Genomic DNA, 23,994 nt, shown 5'->3' on the forward strand with positions numbered 1-23,994 from the left:
CAGTCTTGCATGCGCGGTGTCGGGATCAGGTTACGACTGCGCCGGCAGGCGCAGCAACGGTGGCACCGTGTGTTCCAGGCGACGGATCAGTGCCGGATCCATGTACGCGTAGTCGTCGGGAATCTGCAGGCAGATCACCCGGCAATGGCGCAGATGCGCGGCGAAGCGTTTGCGCAGCGACTGCAGATGGCGACGCTCCATCACCAGCACCAGCTGCGCTTCATGCAACAGCTCCGGGGTGAGCTGCACCTGCGCATCGGCGGCCAGCCCGGCCGATTGCGTCTGCACGCCCGGCCAGTCGGCGAACACGCGCTCGGCGGTGGGGCTGCGCAGGCGCTTGCGGCTGCACACGAACAGCACCCGCAGCGGTGCGCCGCCGCGCTGGCTCAGCGGCCTTCACGCAAAAAGCGCGCCATCGAGGACACACCCGGCAAGGCGGGTTCGAACTGGCCGGCCACATCGATGAAGCCGCGCATGATCGCGATCTCGCGCGGGGTACGGTTGAGCGCGTCGCGGCGGTCGGCATCGGCACCGGCACGCAGCAGGCGCTGCACCAGCAACGGCAGACCGTGCAGCGCGGCCAGGTGCAACGGGCCGAAGCCGCGTTGATCGGCCACATCCAGCGACACGTCTTCGTCGAGCAGGCGTTCGACGCCGGCCAGTACCACCTGCTCGTCGCAGGCAGTGCCCGGCTCGGCGCGTGCACCCAGCACCAGCAACAAGGCGCTGACCCGGCCACCGGCCAGATAGTCCGGGTCGGCGCCGGCCAGCAGCAAGGTATCCAGCAAGGCCAGCAGGCGGCTCTTGTCGCGCGCGGTGAAGCCATACAGCGCGGCGCAATGCAGCGGCGCCAGACCCTGGTCGTCGTTGGCGTGCACATCGGCCGCCGCAGTGAGCAGGCGCGCCACAATATCCGGCAGGCCCAGCGCACAGGCCAGCATCAGCACGGTGACGCCGCCGGGCAGGCGATGCTCGATCTGCGCACCGGCCTGCAGCAACGCGGCCACGATCTCGGTCTGACGCATGCTCACCGCCGCCGACAACGGCGTGGCGCCGCTATTGGCTGCGCGTTGCGGGTCTGCGTGGCGATCGAGCAGATGCGCCACCACCCCCAGATGGCCGCCGCCGGCAGCGCGCAGCAGCGCGGTGCAGCCCTGGGCATCGATGGCATCGACCGGCAGGCCGAGATCGATCAGACGCCGCACCGCATCGGTGTCGCCGACCATCGCGGCGGCCGGCACATCCGCCTCGCGCAGGCTGCGGTGTGGCAGCGACCAGATGCGCCAGTCCAGCCAGTCGGCCAGGTCGCGGCGGCCGATCGACAGCGCCACGCCCAACGGGGTCTGTCCGTCGGCAGCGCGCGCTTCCGGCGAGGCGCCCTGCTTGACCAGCAACTTCAGCGATGCCTCGCGGCCCAGCGCGGTGGCCAGATGCAGCGCGGTCATGCCGTGGCTGTCGCGCGCCTCGCGGTCCACGCCGTGTTCCAGCAACCACTGCTGCAGGCGCAGCCAGCCCAGCCGCACCGCCAGCGACAAGGGCGGATCGCCCGCGGCCGACGCGGCGAACGGGTCGGCGCCGCGTTCGAGCAGTTCCAGCGCGAACTGTTCCAGCCCGCGCGATGCCGCATCGTGCTGCACGCAGGCGCTGAGCAGCCGTGTCAGACCGCCGGCACCGGCCGGCGACACGCCATGGCGCAGCAGCGCCTGCAGCGCCGGCACCGCTTCCACGCCCCGCGAGAGCAGCGCAAACATCGGCACATCGCCGCAGGCATCGCGCACCTCGGCATCGGCACCGTGGCGCAGCAGCCAGTCCACCGCATCGGCGTTCAAGGCCAGGTGCGCGTCGTGCAGCAGACCGCCAAGTTCTTCCGGGCCGCACAGGCGGGCCAGTGCGACCAGCCCGTCGCGTTGACCGAACTGCAGGCCTTCGCGCAGCAGCACTAACGGCGGGCGGTCGGGCAGCAGCGCAACGCCGGGGGTCTCGCCCTGCGCATCACTGACCGCCGCCGGCAATGGATAGCCGGGATCGAGCAGTTGCACGATCGCCCAGCGCCCGGCTTCGGCGGCAACATCCACCGCGCGCCGGCCGTGCCCGTCGGTGCTGTCGGCCGGCACCTGCAGGTCGAGCAGGCGCCGGATCAGGGCCGGCGACACACTGTCGGCGGCGCAGGCCAGCATCACCGCATTGCGGCCCTCACCGTCGATGGCCAGCACATCGGCCTTGCGCGCGACCAGGCGTTCGAGCACGCCGCTGCGCGCCTGCCGCGCCGCATCCAGCCACGGCGTACGGCCAAGCAGATCGCGCGCTTCCAGATTGGCGCCGGCCGCCAGCAGCGCCTCGACGATGTCGCCGTGCCCGGCCAGGGCGGCTTCGTGCAGGGCACTGCGGCGTTGGCGGTCGCGCGCATCCACGCGCGCCTTGTGCTTGAGCAGCAGTTGCACGCCGGCCGGGTCGTCTTCCTCGGTGCCGGCCGCCGCCAGCAGCACCGGCGCGCCACCGTCCGGCTCGGAATGCGCGCCGCGTTCCAGCAGGAACTTGGCCAGCCGCCAGTTGCCGACCTGGCAGGCCATCGCCAGCGGCGAGTGGCCTTCGTTGTTGAGCGCGTCGAGCTCGGCGGCGGCATCGCGCAGCAGCGCGGCCACGCCCGGGTCGGAACTGCGCACCGCGTGATGCAGCGGCGTGTTGCCGTCGTTGTCGCTGGCGCGCGGGTCAGCGCCGTTGGCCAGCAGCGTCATCACCGCGTCCGGGCGGCCGTGCCAGCTGTCGCGGGTGGCGGCCAGCAACGGGGTCATGCCGCGGTGCGGCTGGTTGACGTCGACACGGCGCACGATCAGTTCGCGCAGCAGGCGTAGATCGGGCAGCACCGCGGCCAGCGCAGGCAGGCTGCGTTGGTCGCGCCACTCCGGCAACGGCATTGCCTGCGGGTCGGCGCCGGCGTCGAGCAATTGCAGCGCGCGGTCCACGCGCCCGCTGCGCGCGGCCTCGAACAGTTCGGGCACCAGTTGATGCTGGGCCACCGGCTCCAGCGGACGCGGCTCGGCCGCCGCTTCGGAAAAGAAATCGGCCGCCTGCAAGGCCGCCGGGGCATCGCTGCGCGCCGGTGCGGCGGTGCGTTGCAACAGCAGATGGGCGGCGGGCAGCAGCACGCTGGCCGCGATCGCCAGACTCCAGCGCAAGCTGCTCGACAACCAGCCCGGCCAGGCCAGCGCCACCACCAGCGTGCACATCGCCAGCACCAGGGCAGCGGCCAGCAAGCCGCGCCAGGCGTGCAACTCCTGCGTCGCCAGCGCATGCCAGCGCGGGGCCAGCGCGCTGCCGTCGCGTTCGACCTCGCCCCACAGCGGCCAGGTCCGCCACAGCCCGAGCAGCGCGGCGCTGACCGCCACACTCAAGGCCAACGCGGCGGCCAGGCTGCCGCTGTCGCGCAGGGCGGTCAGCGGCCAGCTGATCAGGGCGGCCAACACCAGCAGGCCCACGCCCCAGACCGTCAACAGCGGCGGCAGGGCGTGCGCGACCGCGCGCGGCCGGCTGGGCAGTGCGCGGCTACCGCGCGCCCACGACACCGCCAGCGCGAACGCCGGCTGCGCCAGCCACAGCGTCACTGCGGCAACACCGCCGCCGATGCCGCCCAGCAACGACAACGCCACGCCGGCCACGCCGGCCAGCGCTGCGGCCCGCAAGCGTGCGGCCCGTGCGGCCTCAGTCATAGTCGCACTCGCCCGCCAGCACCACCGTCTTGGGCAGTTGCAGATAGAAGCCGTGCTTGGCGAGCGCTTCGCGCACCGTGGCCACGTCGGCCTGCGCCAGACGGCGCTGCGGCGTCAACGCCACCTCCAGCACGAACGCGAACGGCGCCAGCTGCGCGTGCACGGCGGCGGGAAGACCGGAGAAGTCGTCGCGCGTGGCGAGATAGACGAAGGTGTCCTGCTTGCGTTGGCTTTTGTAGACGTAGGCGTGCATGCGCGCGTGGTCGCGCTCGATCGGCAAGTGTGTCGCAGGATTGTGTCCCAATTGCGCCGATGGCGAAAGCGCGGCAACACGCGAAAACCCCAGCCGCGTCAGCGACATGACCGGCACGTTCAGGTGCGTCATCGACGGGAAGCGGACCCGCCATCGATATACTGAGCCCACTTCTTGCCAGCCGGACCACCGTGAGCCAAGCGCAGCATTCGTCCCAGATGGCCCCGGTCGCCGTCACCGCTTTTACCTCCACCACCGCGCTCGGCGCCGGGCGCGATGCCCAGGCCGCCGCCCTGGCTGCTCGCCGCAGCGGGATGCGTCGCAACGATTTCGGCCCGCAACCGCTGCCGTGCTGGATCGGCCGCGTCGACGGCGTGGAAGACGTCGTGCTGCCGGAGGCCCTGCAAGGCTGGGACTGCCGCAACAATCGCCTGGCCTGGCTGGCCCTGCAGCAGGACGGCATGGCCGAGGCCGTACAGGCCGCCGCGCAGCGCTACGGCGCCGAGCGCGTGGCGGTGATCATCGGCACCTCCACCTCCAGCATCGGCGCCAGCGAAGAGGCCTACACGCGCCTGGTCGAAGATGCCGACGGCGCGCGTTTCCCAGACGATCTGGATCGCCCGATCGTGCACACCCCGCACTCGCTGGGCGACTTCGTGCAGCACGCCACCGGCCTGCGCGGCCCGAGCGTGACCGTGGCCACCGCCTGTTCGTCCAGCGCCAAGGTATTTGCCCAGGCCGCGCGCCTGATCGATGCCGGGGTGGTGGATGCCGCCCTGGTCGGCGGCGTGGATACCTTGTGCGGCAGCGTGCTGTTCGGCTTCAACTCGCTACAGGTGGTGGCGCCGGAGCTGTGCCAGCCGTTCGATGCGCGCCGGGTCGGCCTGAGCCTGGGCGAGGCCGGCGGCTTTGCCCTGCTCGAACGCACCGCCGCTGCGCCGGACGCAACGCTGTGGCTGTACGGCTATGGCGAATCCAGCGATGCACACCATATGTCCGCCCCGCATCCGCAGGGCCTGGGCGCGCAGCTGGCGATGCGCAGCGCGCTCGAACGCGCCGGCCTGGAGCCGGCCGCGGTGGGCTACCTGAACCTGCACGGCACTGCCACCCCGGCCAATGACAGCGTCGAAGCCGCCGCGGTGGCGGCGATCTTCCCCGCCACCCTGCACGCCAGCTCGACCAAGGCCTGGACCGGCCACACGCTGGGCGCAGCCGGCATCGTCGAGTCGGTGATCGCGCTGCTGGCGCTGCGCGACGGCGTGCTGCCGGGCACGCTCAACAGCGAAGTGCCCGACCCCGCCTGCGGCCCGCAGATCCGTTTCGACAATGCCCATTCTAAGATCGATTACGCAATGAACAACTCCTTCGGTTTTGGCGGCAACAACTGCTCGCTGCTGTTCGGGCAGGCCCGCTGATGCTGGCTGCCACCATCGAGGGGATCGGCTTCTGGACCCAGGGCCTGCCGAGCTGGGATGCCGCTGCGGCGTTCGTGCGTGGCGGCGCGCTGCAGGACACCGGGGCACGCCCGGCGCCGCAACTGCTGGCCGCCAACGAGCGCCGTCGCGCACCGGACACGGTGGCGGTTTCGCTGGAGGCCGCGCTGGCCGCCTGCACCGCCGCCGGCCGCGAGCCGGCCAGCCTGCCGTCGATCTTCACTTCCACGTACGGCGACCTGGCCATCTCCGACTACATGTGCACCACCCTGGCCAGCGACCCCACGGCAATCTCGCCGACCAAGTTCCACAACTCGGTGCACAACGCCGCGGCCGGCTACTGGACCATCGGCGCCGGGGCGATGACCCCGGCCACCGCGATCAGCGCCAGCCTGGGCAGCTTCGCACAAGGCCTGCTGGAGGCGCTGGTCCAACGTGCCGCCGGCATGGACGCGGTGCTGCTGGCCGGCTACGACGCCCGTTCGGTCGGGCCGCTGGGCCGGGTCGCCCCCAGCCAGGGGCTGCTCGGCGGTGCGCTGGTGCTGGGCGTGCCCGGCCAGGCCGGCAAGCTGCAGCTGCGGGCGCGGCTGGACGACGGCACGCCCTCGCCGGGCGAGGGGCCGCTGTCGCGCCATGTCGCCTGCAATGCGATGGCGCTGATGCTGCCGCTGTTCGACCTGATCGCCGCTGGCGGCGAGCGCGTGGCGCTGTACGCCGGCCCGGGGCGGGTGTTGCGCGTGGAGCTACAGCAGTGAGCCGGCAGCCACTGACCCGCGACGACACCGCGATCCTGGTGCCGGCGCTGAACGAGTCGCTGCGCATCCGTGAAGTGGTCAACGATGCACTGACCTATTGCTCCAACGTGATCGTGATCGACGACGGGTCCGATGACGGCACCGCCGACTGCATCGCCGGCCTGCCGATCACCTTGATCCGGCATCCGCAGCGCAAGGGCAAGGGCGCCGCGTTGCGCAGCGGGTTTGCGCAGGCGCAGCGGATGGGCATGCGCGCAGTGATGACCATGGACGGCGACGGCCAGCACAAGGCCGCCGATTTCCCGCGTCTGTTGGCCGCGGCCAACCGCCACCCCGGCTGCGTCATCGTCGGTGCACGCATGCGCAAGCGCGCCACCCAGCCCACCATCCGCCGCATCGGCAACGATTTCGGCGACTGGGGCATCGCCTGGGCCTGCGGCTTCCAGCTGGTCGACAGCCAGAGCGGCCAGCGCCTGTATCCGGCCTCGGTGTTCACCCTGCCCGAGGTGCCCGGCGAGGGCTTCGTATTCGAAGCGCAACTGCTGATTTCCGCCGCACGCCAGGCCGGCGCGCGCGTGGTCGCGGTGCCGATCGAGACCCGCTACGCCGGCACCTCGCCGGGCACGTTCCGCAAGAGCCATTTCCGCCTGGTGCGCGATCTGTGGGAAATCACCTCGCATGTGGTGGTCCAGGCCTGGAGCTACGGGCATATCTGGCGCGAGTACCGCCGCGTGCGCGCCAACCCGGTGCTGATCGACGACGCTGACGGCGAATTTGCTACTGTGCCGGCGGTTACCAAGAGCAAGCCATCCCCATGAATGCACAGCATGCCGACGTCGTTATCACCGGTGGTGGCCTGGCCGGACTGAGTCTGGCCCTGCAGCTACGCCAACGCGATCCGGAACTGGCGATCACCGTGCTGGAGCGCCGTGCGCACCCGGTGCGCGAGGCGGCGTTCAAGGTGGGCGAGTCCACGGTGGAGATCGGCGCGCACTACTTCGCCGAGGTCTTGGGCCTGCGCGAGCATCTGGAGACCGAGCAGATCCGCAAGTTCGGCTTCCGCTTCTTCTTCTCCGACAAGCGCGAGGACATCGACCGCTGCACCGAGCTGGGCGTCAGCCAGATCCTGCCGACCCCGTCGTGGCAGATCGATCGCGGCCGCTTCGAAAATTTCCTCGGCGAGCGCGCCCGCGCGCAGGGCATCACGTTTGTCGACAGCTGCAGCGTCAAGGGCGTGGACCTGTCCGATGACCAGGCCGACCACACCGTGCGCTACGAGCGCGCCGGCGAGGCCGGCACGCTGAGCGCACGTTGGGTGGTGGATGCCAGCGGCCGCGCCGGCCTGCTCAAGCGCAAGCTCGGCCTGGCGCAGGACAATGCGCACGACGCCAATGCGGTGTGGTGGCGCGTGGAAGGCCTGATCGACCCCAATGTCTGGTCGCAGGACAGCAGCTGGCTGCAGCGCTGCACACCACCGGACCGCTGGCGCTCGACCAACCACATGTGCGGGCCGGGCTACTGGTTCTGGCTGATTCCGCTGTCGTCCGGCGCGCATTCGCTGGGCATCGTCTGCGATGCGTCGATGCACCCGCTGGACACCATGAACACCCACGCCAAGGCGATGACCTGGTTGCGCACGCATCAGCCGCAGGTCGCCGCCACGCTCGACAAGGCCGACTACCGGCTGCAGGACTTCCTGTTCCTGCGCAACTTCTCTTATGGCTGCAAGCAGGTGTTCTCGCCGCAGCGCTGGGCGCTGACCGGCGAAGCGGGTTTGTTCCTGGACCCGTTCTATTCGCCCGGCAGCGACTTCATTGCGATTTCCAACACCTACATCTGCGAACTGATCGGCCGCGACCGCGCCGGCAGGTCGCTCAGCCCGTACGTCGAGCTGTATCAGCAGCTGTATTTCTCGTTCTACGAAAACACCCTGACCCTGTATCAGGACCAGTACGCGCTGTTCGGCGACGCGCAGGTCATGCCGGTCAAGGTGATCTGGGATTACACCTACTACTGGTCGTTGCTGGCGCCGTTGTTCTGCAGCGGTCGGATCGCCGACCTCAGCCTGCTCTCGCGCATGAAGTCGGATTTCCTCTATGCGCGCGACATGAATCTGGCGATGCAACGTGTGCTGCACGACTGGGGCCAGCACAACGCTGCACAAGGCCTGGCCGCCGACGATGGGCGCCTGCTCGATCAGTACCTGATCGGCTGGTTCAACGAACTCAATGGCGCCTTGAACGCCACCCTCGACGACGACGCCTTTGCCGCACGCATCCACAGCAACGTGGCGCAGATGGCGGTGCTGGCACGCGAGATCCTGCAGCAGGCACGCCAGCGCCATCCCGCACTGCCGGACCATGGGCTGGATGCCTTGACCGCCAACGCCATCGGCGAACCGATCCTCACCGCCGCCTGGTACGCCGACGCGGCGTGAGTTTTAGAATCGCGTCGGCAACGGCGCGTGCGTTTCTGCATTCAAACCTAGCACCTATACTTCGGGCATCCGCACTCACAGGAGGTGAGCCATGTATCGAAGTCTGTTCTATCCGCTTGTCCTGGCAATCGCCGGCGCGATCAGTACGCAGGCTGTGGCGCAAAACATCGTGCAATACGTCCCCGAACCGCTGCTGATGAACGGTAGCGACTTGGTTCCTGTGTGTCGGCGTGCCGCTGAAACCCATTACCTTGCACAAGGCGCCAGCATCTACAACTGGACGGCGTCGTATCACGATCGCGGCGATGGCCTGTATGTCGACGGCCGCCTGCGTGCCAATGGCAATACCGTGTCGGTGCATTGCAGTGCCGCGCGCGGTGCGCACGAGCGCGATCTGGTCATGAGGATCGACGAGACCGGTGGCTAATTTGGTATGCACTGCTGTCGATGTGCAGCGCAGTGTTCCGATGAAACTGAGCTGATCCTAGACCGCACCTCATCGAAGAGCCGCGCAGCGTGCATTGCTTGCACCATGCACACCGACCATCTCGACTGGTCCTTGCCCGCCCACCGTCGCGGGACCTTACGCGGCATGGATGCCGCGTAAGAGCTTACAAGGACGTACTTGCAGCGTGTCCTGCGATGGTGGGCGGGCAAGGACCCCGCAGCAAACCAGCAGATCACCCGCTCTCAGCCCATCCCACCATTGATGCCGATGACCTGGCCGTTGATGTAACCGGCTGACTCCGAACACAGGAACGCGACCAATGCGGCCACTTCGTCGGGCTTGCCGACGCGGCCGGCCGGCACCAGTTGCTTGATCACTTCCGGGGCGAAGCTTTCGCCGACCATCTCGCTTTCGATCACGCCCGGCGCGACCACGTTGACCGCGATGCCGCGGCTGGCCATCTCGCGCGACAGCGATTTGCTGGCGCCGTGCAAGGCAGCCTTGGCCGCGGCGTAGTTGGTCTGCCCGCGATTGCCCAGCACTGCCGCCACCGACGACACGCTGACGATGCGGCCCCAGCGCGTGCGCGCCATCGGCAGCAGCAGCGGCTGGGTGACGTTGAAGAACCCGTGCAGCGACACGTCGATGACCCGATGCCACTGTTCGGCGCTCATGCCGGCCATCGGCGCATCGTCATGGATGCCGGCGTTGTTGACCACGATCTGGATCGGGCCGGCCTCCAGCAGGCTCGCCAGCGCCGATGCGCTGGCCTGCGCATCGGCCACGTCGAATGCCACCGCCTGGGCGCTGCCGCCGTCTGCCACGATCGCTGCGACCACGGCATCGGCGCGGGCGATGTTGCGGTTGGCATGCACGATCACATGGCGCCCCTGCGCCGCCAACTGACGGCAGATCGCACCACCAAGATCGCCGCTGCCGCCGGTGACGAGTGCGCGGCGCTGTGGAATGGAAGTGCTCATGGAAGCCTCGATGAAAGCCGCAGACACGACGGCGGAAAGAGCCTCATCCTAACGACTCGCAGCAAGCGCAGGAATAGATCGCCAGCATTGATCGCCCACATCATGTAGGAGCGTACTTGTGCGCGATGCGGCGTCAGCGGTCACGCTTCATCGCGCGCTGCCGCCCCTCTACAGGGCCTGGGTGGCCTGCGCAGCGCCCAGCATCACCGTGGCGCGCCCTTCGGCGAGCAATTGCGCGCCGTGGCTCAGGCGAAAACTGTATTGCTGGCTGTCCTCGCCCTGCATCAATACCTGCGCCTCGCAGACGATCGCATCGGGCAGGTCGTCCAGATACGCGACGTGCAGGTCCACTGCGCGCAGCGCCACCAGCATGCCCGGGCGCACCGGCTTGCCCGAGTCCCGGCCGAGCAAGCCGCCGTGCACGGCCATGGCTTGTGCACCGTATTCGCATAGATGCAGGGCACGCAGGCGCCCGTTGCAACGCAGTGGATGCGTATCGCTGCGATGGGCATCACTGCGCAACACGATGCGCTGCGCATCCCATTCCAGCACCTCCTCCCACAGGCACATGCTGCCCTGATGCGGAATCAGCGCCGCAATCGCCTCACGTCCCTGCATGTGCCTCTCCGTTTCTTGCGCGCTCCAGCGCCGGCTCGCGCGACACCAGCAAGGCGAGGATGAAATTGAACAACACCCCCAGCGCCACCGTGCTGCCGATCGCACGCAACACCGGGATGCTGGACGCAGCCAGCAACGCGAACACCAGCAGTGTCATCAGGCTGCACACGATCAACGCATGCAGGGTGCGCAGCTGGTCGGCGTGATCGTCGCCGGCATGGTCGAAGAACAACGCGTAATCCAGGCCCAGACCTGCCGCCAGGATCAGCGCGATCAGATGGAACAGATTGAGCTCCACCCCCATGCCGCGCAGGATCGCCAGGATCAGCAGCGTGGTCAACGCCATCGGCAGCAATACGCGCACGATCCGGCGCGGGCTGCGCAACGCGATCGCCACCGTCACCGCCAGCAGCAGCGCGGCCAACGCCAGCGCGCCGAGCACACGTCCACGATACGCGGCAACCAGGGATTCGGACGCATCCTTGAGATCCAGCAACTGCGCCCCGCTGCCTTGCACGGCAGCCGCCAGTACCGATGGATCGCGCAAGCCGGTCAACGACACCAACGCAGTGCTGCGATCGCCGCGGCCCAGCAGCAGCCCACCGACCGACGTTGCCAGCGGCGAGCCGGCCAGGTCCTTCGGCAACAGCGGCGCGGCGCGCTTGGCAGCGTCCAGGTCCTGCAGGAACGGCGCAAACGCATCGCTGCGAAACGGCGTGGTGGCCACCGCAGCGTCGGTCGATGCGCGCGCTTGCGACGCATCCGGCAACGCGGCCTGGCGCGCACGCTGGGTCTTGATGCTGGGCAGATAGCGTGCGGCCATGTCGTAACCGGTCAATGCGCCGTCGCGCACCAGCGCATCCAGGCGCGGGCGCAACTGCTCGCTGGCCTGCAGGGCCGCCTCGTCGTTGGCGGCAGGCAGCGCGAGCACGTAACGCACGTCGGGGGCACCCAGTTCCTGGCGCAGATGCGTGTCCTGCGCCAACGCCTTGGGCGGCACTGGGGTCAATTTCGACAGATCGTTCTGCCAGAACTGCCCCGGCGCGAACGCGATCACCGCGATGCCGATCAGCGCAATCACCGCCAGGCTGATGCGCGGCCGCGGCAGGCGCGCAATGCCGCGCCACAGCGCGGCGAGCATGCGCGAATCGGCGTAGTCGCGCGGCGCCGGGTCGATCAACGATGGCAGCAGCCAACGGGTGGTGATCGCGGCGGTCGCCAGCCCGGCGATGGTGAACACCGCCAGCTGCCGCAAGCCGTCCACACCGGAGAACAGGAAAGTCACATAGGCAATGCAGGTGGACACCACGCCGGTGGCCAGCGTCGGCCACAGATGGCGCGCGTTGTCGCGTGGATCCAGACCCGGGCGCTGATGACTGAACAGGTGGATCGGATAGTCCTGCACCACGCCGATCAAAGTGAAGCCGAATGCCACGGTGATGCCGTGCACGCCATCGAACAACAGCGCCACTGCCGCCAGACCGGCCAGGCCGGCACTGGCCAACGGCAGCACGCCGAGCACCGGAATCTTCCAGCTGCGATAGGCCACCAGCAGCAACACCACCAGTCCCACCGTATCCAGCGTACCGATCCACTGCGCCTCGCCCTGCGTGCGCGCGGTGATTTCCACGGCAAATGCGCCGGGGCCGGTCAAGGTAAGCCGGGTCGTGCTGCCCTTGCCGACCTTGGCGAAGGCCGCCTGCACCGCGTCGTAGGCCAGTTGCTGGCCGGTGGGATCGAAGCCGGCCGCACGCGTCTGCACGACCAGCAAGGCCGAGGTACCGGCACGGTCGAACCACACCTGGTTGCGCGTCTGCGGCGCCGCTGCAGGTTGCAGGGTTTCGGCCAGATGCAGCACTTCCAGCGTGGGGTCGCGCGGCAGCAACGGCTCCACGAGCGCGGCCGCAGGCGACCCCAGATCCTGCACGCGCGACTGCAAGGCCGCTTGCAGGGTGTGTGCATCCAGCGCCGTGGTGTCGAAGCTGTCGCTGAGCAGATAGCGATACGGCAGCAGGCGCTCGGGGATCGCATCCAGCCCCGCAGTGCCGCCATTGCCGACCAGCTCAAACAGCTGCGGTTGTGCGGCCAGGGCCTGCTGCAGTGCCTGCGACTGCGCGGCCAGCGTGGCCGGTTCGCTGTTGGATAGCGCCATCAGCAACAGGCGCGCGCCGGGGCCTTCGCCGAGTTCTTCGATCAGCAGTTTCTGCGCCGGCGTGCGCGGGGCGGGCATGAACTTACGCAGATCGCCGGTGACCTTGAGCGTCTCGCTCAACCAGAACCCGGCCACCGCCAGCAACGCCAGCCACAGCAGCGCCAGGCCGATGCGGCGGTTTGCGTTCAACTTAAACGCCATGCGCACGCCTCGCTGTGCCAGCGGAACGTCCACCGGCCGCGCGCGCGGCATCGGGTTGTGCAAGCGCCTTGCCTGCGCCGAAGGCGCGCTGCGTCACGCGCCCGACCCGTGGCACAGCGTGGTCAGGGCCGCCGCATCGGTCACGCGTGCGGCCTCGCGCGCTGCAGCGGCCAGCAGCGTGCGTTGCACCTCGCCCTTGGCCGGCACGCTTTCGATGCAGCGCAACTCATCAGTGCGTCCGTACAGTCGCAACTCGCGCACCTGCTTGGCCACGGCAGCGTCCTTGGGCTGCAGCGTCAGTTGCCAGGCCTGCGGCTGGCCCTGCCCGCTGATGCGGTAGTGCTGCTCCAGCAGCGCGCGGTCGCCGGCCAGCAACGCGCCGAAGCCGGACTTCAAGCCGGCCAGCTCCGGCACCCGGCTCAGCGAAAAACGCCGCGGCGACTTGCCTTCGCGCTCCAGTACGCCTTCGTCACCCTGCAACGTGGTGGTCTCGCGATACGGCGTGCTGACCTCGCGCACCAGGGTCTGCGCATCCGGGCGACGGTAATGGCCCTGCACGCGCATCGGCGTCTTCAGCAGGGCCGAGCCACGCAGTTCGACGAACTCGGTGCTGACCGGTGCGGGGCGCGCCAGGCGCTGCAGCACCTGGCCGACGTCCAGCGTCTCAGGCGGTGCGGCGCATAGCGGTGCGGCGCTGAACAGCAGTATCAGCATCCACGGCAGGGTGCGGCACATCGGCATGGTGGGTGTTCCAGAAATCGTAGAAGTTGAACCAGTTATACGGCGCGTAGCGTGTGTAATGTTCCAGCCTGGCCGCGTAATCGCGCATGAGCACCGCCAGCACCGGCGCGCGCTGGCGACGCGGCACGTCCAGGCCTTCGCTGAAGGTCTCGAACGCCAGCTCGTAATGATTGCCGCCGCGATACAGGCCGAAGGCCAGCACCACCGGCACCTTCAGCGCTGCGGCGATCAGCCACGGCGAGGTCGGGAACATCGCGTTGCGACCGAGGAACGTCGCCGGCAACGCCGGGTCGCCCTCGCGCGGGCGATCGATCAGCAGCGCCACCAGCGCACCGGCGTCGGTGGCGTCCTTGATTGCCATGACGATCGAGGTCGCGTCCATGCCGGCGTCGATGATGTTGGCGGCCAGCTGTGGATTCAGCGCGCCCAGCAGTTCGGTCATGGCGCGGTTGTGCGCCTTGTCCAGCACCACCTTGACCTGTACGTCCGGCCGTTCGGTGGCCAGCACGCGCAGCGCATCGAAACTGCCCAGGTGCGAGCCGAAGATCAGCACGCCGCGGCCGCGATCCATCTGCGTATGCAGCTGATCCAGCCCGGTGATGTCGACCCGGAAGCGCTGCATCTGCCCGCACAGCATGTACACGCGGTCCAGAATCGTCGAGGCGAAGGTGTGGATATGCCGCGCCACATCGCGCAGCGTGGCCGGGCGATCCAGCACGCGCGTCAGATAGGCTCGCGAGGCGCTGCGCTCGGGCCCACGCACCAGCAGGAAGTACAGCGTGATCGGGTACAGCAGCGCGCGTCCCACCGCGCGCCCGGCATGCTGGGCGATGCCGCGGATCAGCCACAGCGCGAAACGTCCACCGCCTTCCGGGCGTTGCTTCCACTGACTGCTCATCGCGCCGCCTCCGCCACCACTTCGCCGCTGACCAGCAGCTCGTCGGCGCGCTGCACGCGAAAGCGCCAACGCGGACCCATGCCGTCCAGCGTGACCGATGCCGTCTGCCCGGGCAGCAACGGCTGCACGAACTTCACCTGCGGCAGGCGTGCCGCGGCACGTGGGCCATACGCAGCTTCCAGCGCCTGCAGCACGTGGTCGAGCACGACCACGCCAGGCACCACGGGGCGTCCCGGAAAGTGCCCGGGCAGGCAGGGGTGATCATGCGGCACGACGAAATCCATAAGCGGGTAACTCAGATCCTGGGTTGAAGCATCGCAGCCACGGCGTCATGTGCCTGCTCGGTCAATTGCTGGCGGTCCGGCGCGTCCGGCCCGGTCACCCGAATCGGCGCGCCGATGCGTACACGGATGATGCCCGGGCGCACCCTGAACACACCCTCCACCGGCAGCACCTTGCCGCAGCCATCCACCGCCACCGGCACCACCTGTACGCCAGCATCGATAGCGGCCTGTAACAGCCCGGCCTTGAACGGCAATAATGCGCCGCTGCGGCTGCGGGTACCTTCGGGAAACAGACACAGCTGCTTGCCCTCGCGCAGCAGGGCGGCGGCCTGCCGGCGCACCATCGCCCCGGCACGCCGGCTGTCGCGGTCCAGGAACAGCATGCCGGTGGCGCGCGCATACCAGTTCACGAACGGTACCTTGAGCATCTCGTCCTTGAGCAGGAACCGCAGCGGCACCGGCAAGGCGTAGAACAACGCGCAGATGTCGATGACCGACTGGTGGTTGCTGACGAACAGATAGTTCCTGGACCAGTCCACGCGCTCGCGGCCTTCCACGATCACCTTGGCACCGGCGCCGCGAAACAGCACCGGCGACCACATCCAGGCGCCCATGCGCAGCAGGCGGTCGGCATCGCGCGTGATCGCCAGCAACGCCAGGGCATAGACGATTCCGCCAGCGGTAAACGTCAGCGTGAAGGCCAGCTGCAACAGATTGAACACGGCCCACGCCAGGCGCGACGGCATCCTTGCCAACGGCATTTTTGTATTGTCCCCGAAAATGTGCACGTACGTCGCTGCCCCTGGCCACGCACTCAGCGCAGCAGATCGCGCCAGAATTCCGGCCCGAGCCGCGCCATCTGGCGCAAGAAGTCTGGCAGATTACGATAGGGGCGCTGTGGAAACCAGCGGCCGCGCAATAGATATTCGCCTATAAAGAACCCGCCAACCACCCCGTACGCCAGCAGATTGGCGAACAACGACGCGCGCGCGTCGCTGATCGGCAGCGGCGAGGGGTAGCCCAGTTGCGCCAACACGCCACTGGGTTCGGCGCACAGGCCCAGCACCAGGTTGACCAGGGTCAGCGCGCACAGCAGCAGCGCCCAGGCCAGGGTGAGACGACGCGTATAGCGGTATTGCTCCGCAGTGATCGGCATGCCGGCCTGGCGATACAGCCCTTCGACAATGCGGCTGATCAGCGGCGTGCGCCCACGGCGCAGGCTGCGGCCGAAGAACCAGGCGATCCAGCCGGTGAACACCACCGGCGGCGCGGCCAGCACCAGCATCGCGTACGGCGAGTGCCACAACGCGCTCAGGCCTAGCAAGGTCAGCACGCCCAGCGTCCAGGCCCAGGCCCGGCGCGCGGCCATCGGTTCGATCAGCACCATCAGCACCAGCAAGGCGCCGGCGATGACGGCCAGTTCCGGGCGATGGCTGGCGTTGGCCCAATGCGCCAGCGGCGAATACGCCACCGCCAGCAACACGCCCAGCCCCAGCACCCACGGGGGCGCATCGCCGGACGCGGCGGTCGCAACCTCAGACGGTCTTGTTGGCTTCGACATGCGCCGACAATGCGCGCAGCGACGCGAAGATGCGACGGTTCTCGTCATTGTCCGAGCGCAGCTGGAAGCCATAGCGCTTGCTGATCGCCAGCGCCAGTTCCAGCGCGTCGATCGAATCCAGTCCCAGCCCGGTGTTGAACAACGGCGCCTCCGGGTCGATGTCGGCGGGCTGGACGTCTTCCAGGTTCAGACTTTCGACCAGGAGTTCGGCCAGTTCACGTTCGGCAGCGGTTTGCGAGGACATCCAGAGAGCTTCCAGGTGAGGGTCGGGCGACAGATTCGCAGCGAAATTTCAGGGCAACCACCACAGCGGCGCAGCCAACCGTCAGGTTGGCGTGGGCGATGCTGCGGAACCACGGACAGTGTACGTTGCCGTGCGGGCCGATTCCGAGCACTCGCCACGCCGGCCTTGCGGCCGCATCGGCGAGGGTGTCGATCGGTCTGCAACAGCGATCCGGCGGCCGGCATACCTGTCCGGGCCGCCGGTCAGGCTATCATGACTGCATGACGCTCGCCCGCTGCAGGTTCGCTCCAGGATGACTTCCACCGCTGTTGGCCCTACCCCGACCGCCAAGCCGGCAGCCGGGTCGGCTCCCGGACCCGAGTGCCCGGATGTGCTGATCATCGGCGGCGGGCCGGCGGGCTGCGCGGCCGCCATCGTGCTGGCCCAGCAGGGCTGGCAGGTGACCTTGCTGGAGAAAGCGCAGCACCCGCGCTTCCATATCGGCGAGTCGCTGCTGCCGATGAACATGCCGATTCTCGAACGCCTGGGCGTGTTGGAAGACGTGCGCAGCATCGGCGTGCTCAAGCGCGGCGCGGACTTTCCCAACGACAGCGGCGGCTACAACACCTTCCGTTTTTCGCATGCGCTGGATGCCAAGGCCGATTTCGCCTTCCAGGTGCCGCGTGCGCAGTTCGACCAGGTGCTGTTCGAGCGCGCGCGGGCGGTGGGCGTGGATGCGCGCGATCAGGTCATGGTCGAAGCGGTGCAGTTCGATGGGCAGCAGCCGGTGCTGCAGGCACGAGGCGTGGCGGGTGTGCAGCAGTTCCGTCCGCGCTATCTGCTCGATGCCAGCGGCCGCGACACCTTCCTGGGCACCCGCTTCAAGCTCAAACGCGCCAATGCCAGGCATCAATCGGCCGCGCTGTTCAGCCACTTCCGCGGCGTGACGCGCCGACCGGGCGAAGATGCCGGCAACATCAGCATCTACCGCCACGCGCACGGCTGGATGTGGCTGATCCCGTTGCCGGACGACATCATGAGCGTGGGCGCGGTCTGCTACCCGGAGTACATGAAGACCCGCAAAGGCGACAGCGAGGCCTTCTTCATGCGCACGCTCGCGCTCAACGCCGAGCTCAACGCGCGCATGCTCGGCGCCGAACGCGTGGCACCGGTGCATGCCACCGGCAACTACGCCTACGAATGCACACGCATGTCCGGGCCACGTTGGCTGATGCTCGGCGATGCCTACACTTTCGTCGACCCGATGTTTTCGTCGGGCGTGTTCCTGGCCATGCACAGCGCCGAGCGCGGTGCGGCCATGGTGGACCAGGCCCTGCGCATGCCGCAGCACGAGGCAAAACTGCAGCGCGCCTTGCAGCGCGAGCTCAAGCGCGGCGTGGACGAGTTCAAGTGGTTCATCTACCGCTTCACCTCGCCGACCATGCGCGCCCTGTTCGCGCAACCGCAGAACACCTGGCAGATCGAACAGGCGGTGGTGGCGATGCTGGCCGGCGATGTGTTCGACAGCCCCAAGGTGCGCCTGCGCCTGCGCGCGTTCCGCGCCATCTATGCACTGACCACCTTGTCGATGATGCCGCGCGCCTGGCAGTCCTGGCGCCAACGCCGGCGTCAGGCCACGCTCGGCTTCGACGGCGACACCTTGCAACGCGACACGCAACAACGAGACACGCGATGACCGCTTCCCAGGCCCAGACCACGCACACCGTGCGCCATCCCCGTCTGCAGGTCGACTATGTCGATCAGACCGACCCGTCTGCCCTGCTGGCCGATCCGCAGGTGCTGGCCGTGTTCGGCTTCGGCACTGCGGCGCCGCGCCTGGACGACCCGCGCTACCTGCGCGTGCCGCTGCAACCGTATCAGGCCGACGTGCTGGAGGTGTGGCGCAGCGACGCAGCGGTGCACAGTGGCCGCGATGGCAACATCGCCTGGGCCAGCGACGGCCGCCTGCAGTTCGGCGTGATCGAAATCGACGAGCAGGATGTCGATATCGAAGCCGCCGCCGCCAGGGCCTATGCGGAGATCACCGCCTTCGTCACCGGCAGCCAGACCCCGCGCCTGCTGCGTATCTGGAACTATCTGGATGCCATCACCCTGGGCAGTGGCGACCGCGAACGCTACCGGCAGTTCTGCGTGGGCCGTGCGCGCGGCCTGGGCGCCTTCGACAATGCGCAGCTGCCGGCCGCCACTGCGGTGGGACGCTGCGATGCCGAGCGCATCATCCAGATCTATTGGCTGGCCGCCAGCGACGCCGGCACCCCGCTGGAAAATCCGCGCCAGGTCAGCGCCTACAACTACCCGCGCCAATACGGCCCGCAGCCGCCGAGTTTCGCGCGCGCCATGCTGCCGCCGGCCGGCAGCGACATGCCGCTGCTGCTGTCAGGCACCGCCGCCGTGGTCGGGCATGCCTCGATGCACACCGGCCAGTTGCTGGCGCAGCTGGAAGAGACCTTCGCGAACTTCGACGCCCTGCTCGGCGCCGCACGCCAGCACGCCCCCACCCTGCCCGCACAGTTCGGCGCCGGCACCCGCCTGAAGGTCTACGTGCGCGAGCAGGACGACCTGCCCAAGGTCGCGCAGGCGCTGGACGCCCGCTTCGGCGATGCGGTGCCGCGTCTGCTGCTGCACGCGGTGATCTGCCGCGACGAGCTGGCAGTGGAGATCGATGGGGTGCATGGGTGAGTGACTGCGGGCGTCGGTTCTGATGCCCGCTGCCGCCACGCAACAGCAAGGCTCCGTGGCGGGACCTGCACTCAGCCGTTGAGCAAACCCAGCACCATATCGCGTGGCAGCTTGCCGGTTTCGTTGCGCGGCAGGGCGGCGAGTTTGCGCAGGCGCCGCGGCAGGAACACCGGATCGACGCTGACGCGCAGGGCGGCAAGGATCTGCGCTTCGTCCAGGGTCGGGGCGACCACCAGTGCGGCGATGCGGCCGACCGCCTGACCGGGGTCGGGCACGAGTTGCACGATAGTGCCGTCGACGACGCCGGGGATGGCCAGCAGGCGACGGGTCAGATCGGCCAGCGAGGCGCGTTTGCCGGCGATTTCCAGCAGATCGGCCTGCCGGCCGCGGACCTGGAAGCGGCCGTCGGCGGCCACGTCCATCATGTCGGCCAGCAGCACCGGCGTGGCCAGATGCGGTGCGTGCACCAAGGTGCCCGCCGCCTGCGTTTCCAGGCGCACACCGGGCAACGGTGTCCACGCCGCCTCCAGTGCGGTGCGGCGCACGGCGAACACGCAGGTCTCGGTGGAGCCGAACATCTCGCGCACCTCGCCGCCAAATCGCGCCTCGGCGGCAGCGGCCACCTCCTGCGCCAACGGCGCGGTGGCCGAGACGATGCCGACCAGCGGCGGCAGCGCCACGCCGGATTCGACCAGCGCGCGCAGATGCACCGGCGTGGTCACCAGCACGCGCGGGGCAGGAATGTCCGACAGCGCGCGCGCCACATCGTCCGGGAAGAACGGGCGGCCCGCATGCACCGCAAGCTCGGTCACCATCGGCAGCAGGACCGACAATTCCATGCCGTACATGTGCTGCGGCGGCACCGTGGCGACCACGTGCGGCACCGCATCGGTGTGCGCCCACAGGCTCTCCAGCGCGACCAGATCCTGGCGCGTGCTGGTCAGGAAGCTGCCCCAGGTCTTGGGGTTGGGTTGCGGGCTGCCGGTGCTGCCGGAGGTGAAGCCGATGGCCACCAGGGCGTCGTCGGCCAGCTGCGGAATCTGGCCCTCGGCTTGCGGCAACTCGGCCGGCAGCTGCCAGTAACGCGGCGGTGCCAGTTCCAGCGCCAGATCGCCCAGGCAGTATGCATCGGCATGCCGCGCCTGCACTTCGCCGACCACGGCCGGCGCGCGCGAGGACGGCAGCAGCGACACCTGCCCCCGCAACGCGCAGGCATAGAACGCGACCATGAAGCGATAGCGGTCCTCGCACAGATTCACCGCGTGGCGACCGTCCGGCAGCTGCTGGGCCAGGCCATGCACGTGTGCAATGAAGGTGGCCAGATCGACCGGCTGCCCCGCGCGCCAGGCCAGCGGCCGGCCGGGCGCGCCGACGGCCATCGGGTGGGAAACGGCAGGAACAGGCAGGCTGGACATGGGAACCGGCAATCGCAAAAGCGCGCTAGCTTGGCCGCCACCTGCCCTGCTGGCAAGTCGGGAGGTTTCCGGCTACGCGGCGGTGGCCGAACTTCGGAACCTCGGCCAAGGCCGGCGCGAAGCAGATTTCCACGGCTTTGCAGCTGCGTGGTGTGGCGCGCGTGCATCGAGCCGCTACGGTGACATTGGCGAGCTCGCGCGTGGACGCGGTGCGCGGAGTGCGCGGCCATCGCCCCGGACCACACTGCGTTTTCAGGCGCTTTGCCGGCATCGACGGCCAGGTCGCCCAAGCGGACACTTGCAGCGCATCAGGTCTCACGCGGTCGCTCGGGCCGCAGATGGCAGCGCAGCACGCAATGCGTGGCAGAAGCTGCAGCACCCGTCGCCTGCGATGGAAGATGAAGACTTCGTCCTGCCGCCGCACGGCGCACGCGCCCTTCGGGTCAAGCTGCAAACCACGCATATTGTCGCGTCCGCCACTCGCCGACGCCTCGCCTCTTCGATGACGCACTCGCCCCACCGCGTACATGACCTGTGGCCCAAGCCCCCGGCGGAAGCGAGCTGCTAGGCTTGTCCGCTCCTCGTTGCGTCCAGTTGTCACCGATGCCCAGATTGTTGCCGCTGTCCTTGTTGTTGCTGGCTGTCACCGCGCATGCGCAATCGGCCACACCGCTCACCATCGAACAGGTGATGGCCGATCCGGACTGGATCGGGCCGTCGGTGGATCAGGCCTGGTGGCAGTGGGACGGCAAACAGGTGCAATACCTGCTCAAACGCAACGGTTCCCCGGTGCGCGACACCTATCGCCAGGGCGCTGGCGGCGGCACCGCCGAACGCGTGGCCGACGACGCACGTGCCGGCCTGGATGCGGATAACCCGAGCTACGACGCGACCCGCCAGCGCATGCTGTTCGCGCGCAATGGCGACATCTTCCTGCGCGATTTGCGCTCTGGCGCGCTGACCCAGCTGACCCGCAGCAACGAGGTCGAATCGCGGCCGCAATTTGCCAGCGATGGCGGCGCGATCTGGCGCGCGGGCAACGACTGGTACCACTGGCGCGCCGACGGCGGCACCGCGCAGGTTGCGGTGGTCAAGGCCGAGCGCGATCCCAACGCTGCGCCCAAGGCCGATGTGTTGCGCGCGCAGCAACTGGCCACGCTGGCCACGCTGCGGCGCGACCGTGAGCAGCGCGATGCGTTACGCACGCAGGAAGACATCTGGCGCCGCGCCGATGCCACACGTGCGGCAGCGCCGGTGTATCTGGGCGATGAGGTGGAGATCGTCGACAGCGCGTTGTCGCCGGACGGCCGCCATCTGCTGGTGGTCACCCAGGCCAAGGCTGCCGAAGAGGGCCACGCCGGCAAGATGCCCAAGTACGTGACCGAATCCGGCTACGAGGAATTCCAGGAAGTGCGTACCCGCGTCGGTCGCAATGCGCCGGTGGCGCATGCGCTGTGGTTGGTCGATGTCGGTGCCGGCACTGCAAGACCGCTGTCCTTCGACACCCTGCCGGGTATCGCCACCGACCCGCTGGCCGCGCTGCGCAAGGCCGCCAAGCGCGACGCGCTCAAGGGCAACCGCGCCGTGCGTGTGGAAAGCGACGGCGACGGCAGCGGGCCGGCGGTGCACTGGAGCGATGACGGGCGCAATGTGGCGGTGGAGATTCGCGCGGTGGACAACAAGGACCGTTGGATCGCCAGCGTGGACCTGGCCAACGCCACGTTGCAGCCGCGGCATCGCCTGAGCGACAGCGCCTGGATCAACTGGGACTTCAACGACTTCGGCTGGCTGCCCGACAACCGCACGCTGTGGTTGCTGTCGGAAGAATCCGGCTATTCGCAGCTGTACACCGTGGAAGGCAACGGCAAGCCGCGCCGGCGTACCCGCGGCAAGTGGGAAGTGTCGATGCCGGTGCCCAGCGCCGACGGCAGCAGCATGTTCTTCCTGTGCAATCAGAAATGGCCGGGCGACTACGAGGTGTGCAAGCTGGATCTGGGCAGCGACCAGCTCACCGAGGTCACCGCACTGAATGGCGTGGAAGGCTTCAGCCTGTCGCCAAACGGGCAGCAGTTGCTGGTGCGTTACTCAGGCAGCTATCTGCCACCGCAGCTGGCGGTAGTGCCGGCCGCAGGCGGCCAGGCCACGCTGCTGACCGACACCCGCACGCCCGCCTTCAAGGCGCAGCCGTGGATCGCGCCGCAGTATGTGCAGGTACCATCCCGGCATGGCGCCGGCACGGTCTGGGGCAAGTACTACGGGCCGCAGAACCCCGAGCCCGGCAAGCAATATCCGATCGTGATGTTCGTGCATGGCGCGGGCTATCTGCAGAACGTCTCGCAACGCTATACGCCGTACTTCCGCGAGCAGATGTTTCACAACCTGCTGGTGCAGCAGGGCTACATCGTGCTGGACCTGGACTACCGCGCCTCGGAAGGCTACGGCCGCGACTGGCGCACCGCGATCTACCGCAACATGGGCCATCCGGAGCTGGAAGACTATCTGGACGGGCTGGAGTGGCTGGCGACGCAGAAGCAGGGCGACCGCGCGCGCGCCGGCATCTACGGCGGCTCGTACGGCGGCTTCATGACCTATATGGCGCTGTTCCGCAGCCCCGGCACCTTCAAGGCCGGCGCGGCATTGCGTCCGGTCGGCGACTGGATGCAGTACAACCACGAATACACCTCCAACATCCTCAACACGCCCGAGCTCGATCCCGAGGCCTACAAGGCCTCATCGCCGATCAACTACGCCGACGGACTGCGCGACCATCTGCTGATCGCGCACGGCATGATCGACGACAACGTGTTCTTCAAGGACTCGGTCGACATGACCCAGAAGTTGATGGAGCTGCACAAGGACAACTGGCAGGTGGCGCCGTATCCGCTGGAACGCCATGGCTTTACGCGTGCCGATTCGTGGCTGGACGAATACAAGCGCATCCTCAAGCTGTTCAATGAGCAGGTGAAGCCGTAAGCCATGCCGCTGCGGGCGGGCGATGCGTGATGCATCGCCCGCCCGGTGACATGTCGTGCGGCGGCGGCCGCATCTTGCAGCAAGCACCAGGTCAGCCATGTTGCACGCGTGATGCGCTCCTGCGTTGCGCATCGCCACGCCACACCATGCCTGGCACTCACCTGTACGTACGCAACTGGCCCTAAGCTTGGCGCAGGATCGGCAGAATCGCTGGC

General features: G+C 68.4%; 21 protein-coding genes. 8 read left to right on the plus strand and 13 right to left on the minus strand.

Annotated elements, in window-relative coordinates:
* Positions 1-30 precede the first annotated feature (30 nt).
* The 3 genes from FHT09_RS12460 to FHT09_RS12470 are packed head-to-tail and all read right to left on the minus strand — an operon-like array spanning position 31 to position 3,960.
* Positions 31-360 carry a phosphotyrosine protein phosphatase gene (locus FHT09_RS12460; protein ID WP_104605858.1) on the minus strand — a complete coding sequence of 110 codons (330 nt, stop codon included), beginning with the start codon at positions 358-360 and terminating at the stop codon, positions 31-33.
* Between the two features lie 26 nt (positions 361-386).
* Complete coding sequence (locus FHT09_RS12465) at positions 387-3,707, minus strand: ankyrin repeat domain-containing protein (protein ID WP_104605859.1); 3,321 nt, start codon at positions 3,705-3,707, stop codon at positions 387-389.
* Positions 3,700-3,960 carry a YcgL domain-containing protein gene (locus FHT09_RS12470; protein WP_104537921.1) on the minus strand — a complete coding sequence of 87 codons (261 nt, stop codon included), beginning with the start codon at positions 3,958-3,960 and terminating at the stop codon, positions 3,700-3,702. The genes FHT09_RS12465 and FHT09_RS12470 overlap by 8 nt, the downstream gene beginning before the upstream one ends.
* Positions 3,961-4,178: 218 nt before the next feature.
* Here FHT09_RS12470 and FHT09_RS12475 point away from each other — a divergent pair, with 218 nt between their 5' ends.
* The 5 genes from FHT09_RS12475 (at position 4,179) to FHT09_RS12495 (ending at position 9,012) form a co-directional block, all read left to right on the plus strand.
* Complete coding sequence (locus tag FHT09_RS12475) at positions 4,179-5,375, plus strand: beta-ketoacyl-[acyl-carrier-protein] synthase family protein (RefSeq protein ID WP_184416979.1); 1,197 nt, start codon at positions 4,179-4,181, stop codon at positions 5,373-5,375.
* Positions 5,375-6,148: a beta-ketoacyl synthase chain length factor gene (locus tag FHT09_RS12480; RefSeq protein ID WP_184416980.1), complete on the plus strand. Its 774-nt coding sequence runs from the start codon at positions 5,375-5,377 to the stop codon at positions 6,146-6,148. Before FHT09_RS12475 ends, FHT09_RS12480 begins: the two co-directional genes overlap by 1 nt.
* A complete protein-coding gene (locus tag FHT09_RS12485; protein WP_184416982.1) occupies positions 6,145-6,966 on the plus strand; it encodes a glycosyltransferase family 2 protein in 822 nt (273 codons plus the stop codon). Before FHT09_RS12480 ends, FHT09_RS12485 begins: the two co-directional genes overlap by 4 nt.
* Positions 6,963-8,585, plus strand: coding sequence for an NAD(P)/FAD-dependent oxidoreductase (locus tag FHT09_RS12490; protein ID WP_104605860.1), 1,623 nt, complete (start codon positions 6,963-6,965; stop codon positions 8,583-8,585). The genes FHT09_RS12485 and FHT09_RS12490 overlap by 4 nt, the downstream gene beginning before the upstream one ends.
* A 91-nt stretch (positions 8,586-8,676) precedes the next feature.
* Complete coding sequence (locus FHT09_RS12495) at positions 8,677-9,012, plus strand: hypothetical protein (RefSeq protein ID WP_208409108.1); 336 nt, start codon at positions 8,677-8,679, stop codon at positions 9,010-9,012.
* A gap of 263 nt (positions 9,013-9,275) precedes the next feature.
* Here the strand turns inward: FHT09_RS12495 and fabG are convergent, their stop codons facing one another.
* The 9 genes from fabG to xanC all read right to left on the minus strand — a co-directional run bounded on the left by fabG (position 9,276) and on the right by xanC (position 16,712).
* Entirely contained in the window at positions 9,276-10,013 is a 738-nt protein-coding gene (gene fabG / locus FHT09_RS12500) for a 3-oxoacyl-ACP reductase FabG (protein WP_104607444.1), read from the minus strand.
* A gap of 168 nt (positions 10,014-10,181) precedes the next feature.
* On the minus strand, positions 10,182-10,631 hold the full coding sequence (locus tag FHT09_RS12505) for a phosphotransferase (protein WP_104607445.1): 450 nt from the start codon (positions 10,629-10,631) through the stop codon (positions 10,182-10,184).
* Positions 10,618-12,984, minus strand: coding sequence for an MMPL family transporter (locus tag FHT09_RS12510; protein WP_104607458.1), 2,367 nt, complete (start codon positions 12,982-12,984; stop codon positions 10,618-10,620). Before FHT09_RS12510 ends, FHT09_RS12505 begins: the two co-directional genes overlap by 14 nt.
* A gap of 93 nt (positions 12,985-13,077) precedes the next feature.
* A complete protein-coding gene (locus FHT09_RS12515) occupies positions 13,078-13,725 on the minus strand; it encodes a LolA-related protein (protein ID WP_104607446.1) in 648 nt (215 codons plus the stop codon).
* Positions 13,649-14,623, minus strand: a complete 975-nt coding sequence (locus FHT09_RS12520; RefSeq protein ID WP_104537636.1) for an acyltransferase — start codon at positions 14,621-14,623, stop codon at positions 13,649-13,651. The genes FHT09_RS12515 and FHT09_RS12520 overlap by 77 nt, the downstream gene beginning before the upstream one ends.
* The gene (locus FHT09_RS12525) at positions 14,620-14,847 is read right to left on the minus strand and encodes a hypothetical protein (protein WP_244860057.1); all 228 of its coding nucleotides are present in this window, start codon (positions 14,845-14,847) and stop codon (positions 14,620-14,622) included. Before FHT09_RS12525 ends, FHT09_RS12520 begins: the two co-directional genes overlap by 4 nt.
* Before the next feature lie 71 nt (positions 14,848-14,918).
* Positions 14,919-15,668, minus strand: a complete 750-nt coding sequence (locus FHT09_RS12530; RefSeq protein ID WP_104607448.1) for a lysophospholipid acyltransferase family protein — start codon at positions 15,666-15,668, stop codon at positions 14,919-14,921.
* Positions 15,669-15,721: 53 nt separating this feature from the next.
* Positions 15,722-16,405, minus strand: coding sequence for a ketosynthase (locus tag FHT09_RS12535; RefSeq protein WP_181141473.1), 684 nt, complete (start codon positions 16,403-16,405; stop codon positions 15,722-15,724).
* A gap of 37 nt (positions 16,406-16,442) precedes the next feature.
* Complete coding sequence (gene xanC / locus FHT09_RS12540; RefSeq protein ID WP_011260626.1) at positions 16,443-16,712, minus strand: xanthomonadin biosynthesis acyl carrier protein XanC; 270 nt, start codon at positions 16,710-16,712, stop codon at positions 16,443-16,445.
* Between the two features lie 292 nt (positions 16,713-17,004).
* Between xanC and FHT09_RS12545 the strand changes: the two genes are divergently transcribed.
* Both FHT09_RS12545 and FHT09_RS12550 read left to right on the plus strand, forming a co-directional pair.
* Positions 17,005-18,387 carry an FAD-dependent oxidoreductase gene (locus FHT09_RS12545; RefSeq protein WP_104537632.1) on the plus strand — a complete coding sequence of 461 codons (1,383 nt, stop codon included), beginning with the start codon at positions 17,005-17,007 and terminating at the stop codon, positions 18,385-18,387.
* A complete protein-coding gene (locus FHT09_RS12550; RefSeq protein WP_181141471.1) occupies positions 18,384-19,391 on the plus strand; it encodes a pteridine-dependent deoxygenase in 1,008 nt (335 codons plus the stop codon). Before FHT09_RS12545 ends, FHT09_RS12550 begins: the two co-directional genes overlap by 4 nt.
* A gap of 71 nt (positions 19,392-19,462) precedes the next feature.
* Here FHT09_RS12550 and FHT09_RS12555 read toward each other — a convergent pair whose 3' ends face one another.
* Positions 19,463-20,806: an AMP-binding protein gene (locus tag FHT09_RS12555; RefSeq protein WP_181141472.1), complete on the minus strand. Its 1,344-nt coding sequence runs from the start codon at positions 20,804-20,806 to the stop codon at positions 19,463-19,465.
* A 612-nt stretch (positions 20,807-21,418) separates the two neighbouring features.
* Between FHT09_RS12555 and FHT09_RS12560 the strand changes: the two genes are divergently transcribed.
* Complete coding sequence (locus tag FHT09_RS12560) at positions 21,419-23,779, plus strand: S9 family peptidase (protein ID WP_104607451.1); 2,361 nt, start codon at positions 21,419-21,421, stop codon at positions 23,777-23,779.
* Positions 23,780-23,994: the final 215 nt, after the last annotated feature.

Source organism: Xanthomonas sp. CFBP 8152, from assembly GCF_014199025.1.
GTDB classification, from domain to species: domain Bacteria; phylum Pseudomonadota; class Gammaproteobacteria; order Xanthomonadales; family Xanthomonadaceae; genus Xanthomonas; species Xanthomonas arboricola_B.

Bases quoted from the DNA above. Each gene is read 5' to 3' on its own strand.
- FHT09_RS12465 (WP_104605859.1), bottom strand. From the start codon at position 3,707: ATGACTGAGGCCGCACGGGCCGCACGCTTGCGGGCCGCAGCGCTGGCC.
- FHT09_RS12470 (WP_104537921.1), bottom strand. From the start codon at position 3,960: ATGCACGCCTACGTCTACAAAAGCCAACGCAAGCAGGACACCTTCGTC.
- FHT09_RS12475 (WP_184416979.1), top strand. From the start codon at position 4,179: ATGGCCCCGGTCGCCGTCACCGCTTTTACCTCCACCACCGCGCTCGGC.
- FHT09_RS12480 (WP_184416980.1), top strand. From the start codon at position 5,375: ATGCTGGCTGCCACCATCGAGGGGATCGGCTTCTGGACCCAGGGCCTG.
- FHT09_RS12490 (WP_104605860.1), top strand. From the start codon at position 6,963: ATGAATGCACAGCATGCCGACGTCGTTATCACCGGTGGTGGCCTGGCC.
- FHT09_RS12495 (WP_208409108.1), top strand. From the start codon at position 8,677: ATGTATCGAAGTCTGTTCTATCCGCTTGTCCTGGCAATCGCCGGCGCG.
- fabG (WP_104607444.1), bottom strand. From the start codon at position 10,013: ATGAGCACTTCCATTCCACAGCGCCGCGCACTCGTCACCGGCGGCAGC.
- FHT09_RS12505 (WP_104607445.1), bottom strand. From the start codon at position 10,631: ATGCAGGGACGTGAGGCGATTGCGGCGCTGATTCCGCATCAGGGCAGC.
- FHT09_RS12510 (WP_104607458.1), bottom strand. From the start codon at position 12,984: ATGGCGTTTAAGTTGAACGCAAACCGCCGCATCGGCCTGGCGCTGCTG.
- FHT09_RS12515 (WP_104607446.1), bottom strand. From the start codon at position 13,725: ATGCCGATGTGCCGCACCCTGCCGTGGATGCTGATACTGCTGTTCAGC.
- FHT09_RS12520 (WP_104537636.1), bottom strand. From the start codon at position 14,623: ATGAGCAGTCAGTGGAAGCAACGCCCGGAAGGCGGTGGACGTTTCGCG.
- FHT09_RS12530 (WP_104607448.1), bottom strand. From the start codon at position 15,668: ATGCCGTTGGCAAGGATGCCGTCGCGCCTGGCGTGGGCCGTGTTCAAT.
- xanC (WP_011260626.1), bottom strand. From the start codon at position 16,712: ATGTCCTCGCAAACCGCTGCCGAACGTGAACTGGCCGAACTCCTGGTC.
- FHT09_RS12545 (WP_104537632.1), top strand. From the start codon at position 17,005: ATGACTTCCACCGCTGTTGGCCCTACCCCGACCGCCAAGCCGGCAGCC.
- FHT09_RS12550 (WP_181141471.1), top strand. From the start codon at position 18,384: ATGACCGCTTCCCAGGCCCAGACCACGCACACCGTGCGCCATCCCCGT.
- FHT09_RS12555 (WP_181141472.1), bottom strand. From the start codon at position 20,806: ATGTCCAGCCTGCCTGTTCCTGCCGTTTCCCACCCGATGGCCGTCGGC.